Raw genomic sequence first — 6,602 nt, forward strand, 5'->3', positions numbered from 1 at the left:
GTTGCCAGGGGCATGACTGCTCGACGTGCGTATCGCAGTGACGTCTCCGATGCCCGCTGGGCGTTGATCGAGCCCGTGTTCGTTGCCTGGCGGGCCGCCCGTTCCGGGCCTGGGGCGGCAGCGCGGGTGCATGATCTGAGAGAGATCGTGAACGCGATCCTCTACGTCAACCGCACCGGGATCCCGTGGGAGTACCTGCCGCACGACTTCCCGCCGTTCAAGAAGTGGGCAGCCGTCCGCGGCCGTGGTGGAGGCGCAGATCGTGAAGACCTCGAGCAATGTCGCCGAGGGCAGTCAGGGCATTGACGCCGGCAAGAAGATCAAAGGGCGCAAGCGTCACCTGATCACCGACACCCTCGGCCTGGTCCTGACCGTCCTGGTCACCGCCGCCTCGGTCCACGACTCCGCCGGCGGCAAGCAGGCCCTGACCGAGCTGGCGGCGGCCCATCCGAGCGTGACCAAGGTATGGGCAGACGGCGGCTACCAGACCAGCGTCATCCAGCACGGCGCCCGTCTCGGGATCGACGTGGAGGTGGTGCAGCGACCGAAGGAGAAGGGCTTCCAGCCGCTGCCCAAGCGGTGGGTGATCGAGCGGACCTTCGGGTGGCTGATGCAGCACCGCCGCCTGGCGCGTGACTACGAAGCCCTGCCGCAGAGATCCCGGACGATGATCCACTGGGCGATGGCTAACAAAATGAGCCGCGAACTCACCGGAGAATCAACACCAACCTGGCGAATCGAAACAGACATCCCACCCGCAACGGCGTGAACATTGATCAGATGCCCTCTAAGGCCAAGAGCGCGCCCGCGCCGTCGCAGACGAAATGCATTTTGGTGGTCAGTCCGCCACCTGACCGTCCGAGGGCGGTCACCTACCCCTACCCCGCCCGTTCTTGCGGGCATCGGCAGCATGCTGGAGCGCGTTGATACTCAGAGACACCACCTTCGCGAAGAGAGAGCACTCCTCCGCCGGGTTCAGGGCCAGCACCTGCCGAACGGACCGCGTAGTGCCAGAACGCGTTTTCGCCGCCCTACGCCATCGGCCGCGGATCGCCTTGGTGGGTAAGCCCTTTGTGAACAATTCCTGGACAGACGGCCGGGAAACGCTGCCGTACCGCCCTCCTCGCCGGTAATGCACCTTCGCCAGTCAAGGAAGCGTCACGAGCTTCATAATCCTGCGGGCCCTGGTTTCTCCCTGTCCATCGCCTGGGGCGATACAGGTTCCGTCCTACGAACAGGATTCCCCCTTCCAGCACTTCCGCGATGCCCCTCTCCTCCCACCCCTGCGGCGCCATCCTGAAGCCTTCTCAGAAACGTCCGGTCCTCCGCCTTCAACCGTCGGCGGAGGACTGGCCCGCCTGCACACCTTCACCCATGTCGAAAGTGCATGGTTTGTCCGAACCTGCCAGCATCTACTAGTTACCAAAAGGGCATGCCGGAGATGCCTGTTGGGCAGATCCAACGAAATCTCACGGGTGAGTGCCGATCACAAGATCGCCTACCTGTTGCGACAATCCAAGGGCGCAGCGTGCTCTCGGCCGCCCCGACAGCACTTGGGGCGATCAGATCGGGACACACTGCCACGGAGCCGAGTACTGCCCGCTCAGAGGCCTGCACGGTGAGTTCGCCGGGATTGCTTCCCATTTGGGCGACTGAGCCTGAGACGCCTTGCTCGCTACGGTGATGGCTCTATAGCTTCGCAGCCCCGAAGCGCCGAACGCCTCCGGGGCCCTTGGGTGGAACGCCGGTACCGCCGCCAGCCGAGGGTTCATCACCAGTCCGTCACGGCGGAAGCAGGGAAGCAGAGTGAGCCGCTCTTCAGCTGGGCGGCCCAGGGCGAAGTCGAGCACGGCGTACACCGGGGATGCTGCGCCATTTGTCGGCCGGGTGCGTCCAGCCCGAACCCTCCAACTCACCTCGCAGGCGTGGGAGAGGAATTCAAAATGCCTGCAACGGGAAAGCACCGTCGTTGCAAGAGCCGTCGCATGAGCCGATTCAGCGCGGTCGCTGGTACCACCGGAACAGCCGTCGTCATCCCGCTGGCGGGTGCCACGGGAGCCCACGCGGCCTCTGAGGCTACCTGGGACGCGGTCGCTCAGTGCGAGAGCAGTGGCGACTGGTCTATCAACACCGGCAATGGCTACTACGGGGGTCTGCAGTTCACGCAGGCGACGTGGGCTGAATTCGGCGGCACCACATACGCCCCGAGAGCGGATCTTGCGACCAAGGCACAGCAGATAGCAGTCGCCGAGAAGGTCCTGGCTTCCCAGGGGCCTCAGGCTTGGCCGGTGTGCAGTGAGCGGGCAGGCCTGGCCCAGAACCAGGGGCGTCCTACGGAGTTTGCTTCGCCCCCGGCCGCGACGAGCAATGATCCCACGCCCAGCACATCGACGAGGCACCGCGAGAAGAGCAAGGCTTCGAAGCCACCCGGTTCGTCAGTGGAGTACAAGGTGGTCCGAGGCGACACACTGTGGAAGATCGCCTCTTCTCATCACGTGGACGGCGGCTGGCCTCAGCTCTACCGCGACAATGCCAAGGTGATCGGCGATGACCCCGACCTCATTTTCCCGGGCGAAGTCTTGGCGATTCGCCCGGGTTCGGGGAAGCATCGTGCTTCGGACAGTCCAGGTGTGACGCTGCATGAAGCTGGCGCCACGACCTCGGATTCAGGCCGACGAGAAGCAAGTTCCTCAGCATCGCCAAGCCAGACCGGCAGCCCACAGGTCATCGCCGACGCGATCTTCGGATCACAGGCGGCATGTGCCGCAGAAATCATCCAACGTGAGTCGAGTTGGAATGTCACGGCGACCAACCCCACCTCCGGGGCATACGGTCTCCCGCAGGCACTGCCCGCCGGCAAGATGGCGTCAGCCGGGCCGGACTGGCAGACCAATCCCACCACCCAGTTGGAATGGATGAAGTCCTACGTGGACTCCGTCTACGGCGGGGCATGCAATGCCTGGTCGTTCTGGCAAGCCCATAGGTGGTACTGAGTGAGTCTCCGCCATCTTGCAGTTGCTGGTCAAGTGGCTGGCGTTCCGGGTATGCCAGGGCACTCCCGCTGGTCGTGAGCGGCCGTCTGCCGATCGGATCGAGCTTCCGCGGACGAGGCGCCACTTCCTGTCCGGCCGAACGGCATTTTACGATTGTGTGCATCCTGGTTCCCCAGCGGATGGAACGAATCACCGCGCGCCCGCGGAACGAGACCAATTGGAAGAGCGATTGGGCAAGCGAGACGAGCTCACATCATCGAAAACGTCCTGGGCGGGTAAGCGAGCAGCTCGCCGATGAGCACGCCTTGGCCGCGTCGGCGTCCGGCAGGTTGGGCGGTCTGGCGATGGTGCGGGTACCTCACCGCTCCGGGCGCGGAGGAGGACATGCACCTGCCGCCGTGCTCTGCGGACCCCGTAGACGCCGAAGTTCCACGTAAGGGCGACAGCTCGATCATCCGTTCGACACCTTGGCGGCGACGATCCGCCGGGTGATCCAGCGGCGAGGTGGCCCGCGGTCGGGAAGGTGCTGCCGTCGCCGACCTCGATCAGGATGCGGACTCCGGTCCCGACGCCGACTCCCGGCATCGAGGTCAGGACCTTCGAAAGTGGGTGGGTCTCCAGGAGCTCCTCGATCCGCCCGGCCAGCAGCTTGCGCATACGCGGGACTTGCCCCTGCGACCCGGAGCTCGGGCTCCTCCACCCGCGGCGAACAACCGTCCAGGAGAGGAAACAAGCAGCTCAAACGCGCTTTCTCCCTCTCCGCGTTCGCCGCCCTGGGCGACCCGGGCCTACTACGACAAGAAGATCGCTCAGGGCAAGCACCACACCAGGCCCTGCTCTGCCTCGCCCGCCGTCGGGCCGACGTCTTGTTCGCGATGCTCCGCGACGGAACCTTCTACGAGCCCCAACCGGCTGTGGCCAGCTGAGGAGTCCAGACCGATCGGTCAGCCGTCCGGCCGAAGCCGCTGCCGAGCGGCCACAAGCCGCTGATCATAGTCAGGCGCGAACAGCTCGGGAAGAGTCTTGTCGAGAGTTCCGGCGATTCGATGGATCGGTGCCCAGACCGCCGGGTCGTCGACAACGCGGCTGAGGTCCGTCATCTGGAGCTTCTCCAGCTAATGCGACAGCAGCAGTGCCTCATCACTCGTGAGCTTGATCGTGACCTGGCTATCACTCATGCACACCCCTACGGCTCGGCCCGCCCTTGTCCGCACGAACCTATTGGCCTTGGACCTTGACCAAACGCATAGGGCCCCCGAGGCTGCTATATCGCGTCGAGGGGTCCGGAGGAGATCGTAGGGGTTCGATCTGAGCGCTTGCGGATCCTGAACAGCTGACGGCAGACGGATCGTTTCAGCAGCGCTGTGCGTCGCGCGAGGTCTTGCCCTCGCTGACCCTGCGGGCGACATATGTCTTCGTGGCGGGGTCCAGCCGCATGCGGATTAGTGTGATGGTGTGCAGAGCGCGGTTCATCAGCTGCCGGTCACCGCTGCGGTTGATCCGGTGGCGGTTTGTGAGCCCGGAGGAGGCCGGGATGGGCGAGACGCCGGCGAAGGATGCGAAGGCGGCCTCGGCGCGGAAGCGGCCGGGGTGCGACCTGCTGACCAGCACCTGGGCCGCGGTGATAGGGCCCACTCCTTGCAGCTCCAGAAGCTCTGGAGCCATCTGACGCACGAGGCCAAGGATCTCGCAATCGAGATCCTTGGCCTCGGCTTGCAGTGCCTGAACGCGCTAGGCAGTGGACCTCAGGGCCCGGACCATCATGTGCCGGGCGATCTCTCAGCTGAGCACAGCGGCTGATTTGGGCTGGACGCTTGAGTTTCCGCAGTTCGGCACGGTGGTCGTCGGGTGCCGAGACGATCAAGCCCTTGAACTGGTTGATCGCGGCTGTGGAGGCGAGAACGGCGCTGTGGCGGGTGACGAGAAGGACTCGCAGGGTCTCGCGTTCCCCTCAGACCCGCACCATCGCCAGCGCACTCACCGAGGGTGCGCACGTTCCCGAACATACGCATCAATCACAGGTTCAGCAGCTCAGGAACGGAGGTGCTGACTCATCCTCACAGGGGGCCAAGCGTCCATCAGACCCGGTGCAGTTCAGCCAGAGCAGTTCAACTGCCCGCCAATCCAGGCCCGTTCTCATTGTCTGATCCTCGCAACAATGGTATCTACCGTTGCGTATCCAGTCCGGCCATAGGTCAATCCCTGGTCGGGCCCGCATGAACCGCATGAAGCACGCCGGTCAACACAAGGGGGCACTCCATGGGTACGCGACGAAGATCCACACGTTGGCACGGTTTCGCGGCAGCTGCGGTGGTGGCAATACTCGCCGCTGGGGCGCTCGGAACGACCAGCGGGACGGCGGCAGCGCAACCGAGCCGGTCCTCGCCTGCCTTCAACAGCCTGACGACTGGGCAGGCGCACCCGGACTGGATGAATAGCTTGCCAGATGGGCTCGGTCTCGGGGCAATGTCGGTGCCGGGAACGCATGACACCTTGGCTATCCACGGTGGGCTGGCTCCTTGGGCTTACGAGGCCCAGGAGGACCATGGCGACAGCGCTGTGACACTTGACGCGCAGCTCGCGGCCGGTATCCGCGCGATCGACATCCGGGTGCGGGTGGTGAACAGCGGTACTGCGTTCGCGATCCACCATACCAACGTCTATCAGCACGCCAACTTCGACGACGTGCTCACGCGCACCAAAAGGTTCCTGACCACTCACCCAGGCGAGACGGTCCTGATGAACCTGGGCGCCGAGTGCGACGCCAACTCTTCGGAGGGTGGGAGCGGCTCCGCTTCGATCGGTCACTGTGTGGACGACCCTCCCTCGACAAGGCAGGCAGACCGAATCCGCATTTTCAAAAGCTACCTCGCCCGATATCCCGACCTGTTCTACGCTCCAACTGTGACCGGGGCCACCACTTCCCCCATGCCACGTCTCGGCCAGGTACGCGGACGTATCGTGCTCGCTACGTTCAAGGGCCCGCGCGGCGGCATCTATGCGGGCTACGGGCTGACCCAACTGACTAACTGGAACCGGGATTCCTACATAGAGAACGACTGGGACCAGTGCGACACCGCACAGAAATGGACCCGGGCGTGGGCCAACATCACCGCGGCCTCAGCTGACACCAACGGGGCGATGTACACCACATACCTCTCCGCCAACTGTGCCCCCCTAGGTCCCGGTCCGGCGGCCGTTGCCGGCGGCGGATTGTTCACCACCGGTGTGAACCAGCGCGCACTGAGCGACCTCGAGAGCGACGGCCCCAGCCGGCTGGCCCGCACGGGCGTCGTGCTGATGGACTACCCCGGCTCCGCGCTGATCAGCGCGATCATCGCCCACAACTACGTTCAGGTCCAGGTCGTTAGTCTTCGAGCACACGTCAACGGCAAACTCGTCACTGCCGAGAACGAGGGCACCTCACCACTGATCGCCAACCGCACGGCGGTCGGATCCTGGGAAAAGTTCGACCTCATCCACAACACCGACGACAGCATCAGTCTTCGAGCGCACGTCAACGGCAAACTCGTCACCGCCGAGAACGAGGGCACCTCACCACTGATCGCCAACCGCACGGCGGTCGGATCCTGGGAAAAGTTCGACCTC

Annotated in this window: 4 protein-coding genes and 3 pseudogenes; 4 read left to right on the forward strand and 3 right to left on the reverse strand. The window is 64.5% G+C overall.

The annotated features are described in order from the left end of the window. Positions 1-12 precede the first annotated feature (12 nt). Together ACZ3IJ_RS35900 and ACZ3IJ_RS35905 are read left to right on the forward strand one after the other, a co-directional pair. Positions 13-769: pseudogene (locus tag ACZ3IJ_RS35900) on the forward strand (IS5 family transposase). A gap of 1,216 nt (positions 770-1,985) precedes the next feature. Further along, a complete protein-coding gene (locus ACZ3IJ_RS35905; protein ID WP_467475380.1) occupies positions 1,986-2,993 on the forward strand; it encodes an aggregation-promoting factor C-terminal-like domain-containing protein in 1,008 nt (335 codons plus the stop codon). 495 nt (positions 2,994-3,488) lie between these two features. Here ACZ3IJ_RS35905 and ACZ3IJ_RS35910 read toward each other — a convergent pair. After that, positions 3,489-3,626, reverse strand: a pseudogene (locus ACZ3IJ_RS35910) (transposase); the annotation flags it as partial. A 20-nt stretch (positions 3,627-3,646) separates the two neighbouring features. On the opposite strand from ACZ3IJ_RS35910, the pseudogene ACZ3IJ_RS35915 reads away from it, so the two are divergent. Next, positions 3,647-3,919: pseudogene (locus tag ACZ3IJ_RS35915) on the forward strand (transposase); the annotation flags it as partial. Positions 3,920-3,937: 18 nt separating this feature from the next. On the opposite strand, the gene ACZ3IJ_RS35920 reads toward ACZ3IJ_RS35915, so the two are convergent. Together ACZ3IJ_RS35920 and ACZ3IJ_RS35925 are read right to left on the reverse strand one after the other, a co-directional pair. Next, entirely contained in the window at positions 3,938-4,093 is a 156-nt protein-coding gene (locus ACZ3IJ_RS35920; RefSeq protein WP_467475382.1) for a hypothetical protein, read from the reverse strand. Between the two features lie 253 nt (positions 4,094-4,346). Beyond that, positions 4,347-4,658, reverse strand: coding sequence for a transposase (locus ACZ3IJ_RS35925; protein WP_467475384.1), 312 nt, complete (start codon positions 4,656-4,658; stop codon positions 4,347-4,349). An 894-nt stretch (positions 4,659-5,552) separates the two neighbouring features. Between ACZ3IJ_RS35925 and ACZ3IJ_RS35930 the strand changes: the two genes are divergently transcribed. Further along, the coding region (locus tag ACZ3IJ_RS35930; RefSeq protein WP_467475386.1) for a phosphatidylinositol-specific phospholipase C domain-containing protein at positions 5,553-6,602 on the forward strand (1,050 nt) is incomplete at its 3' end.

The organism is Streptomyces sp. NPDC013317, assembly GCF_055563155.1.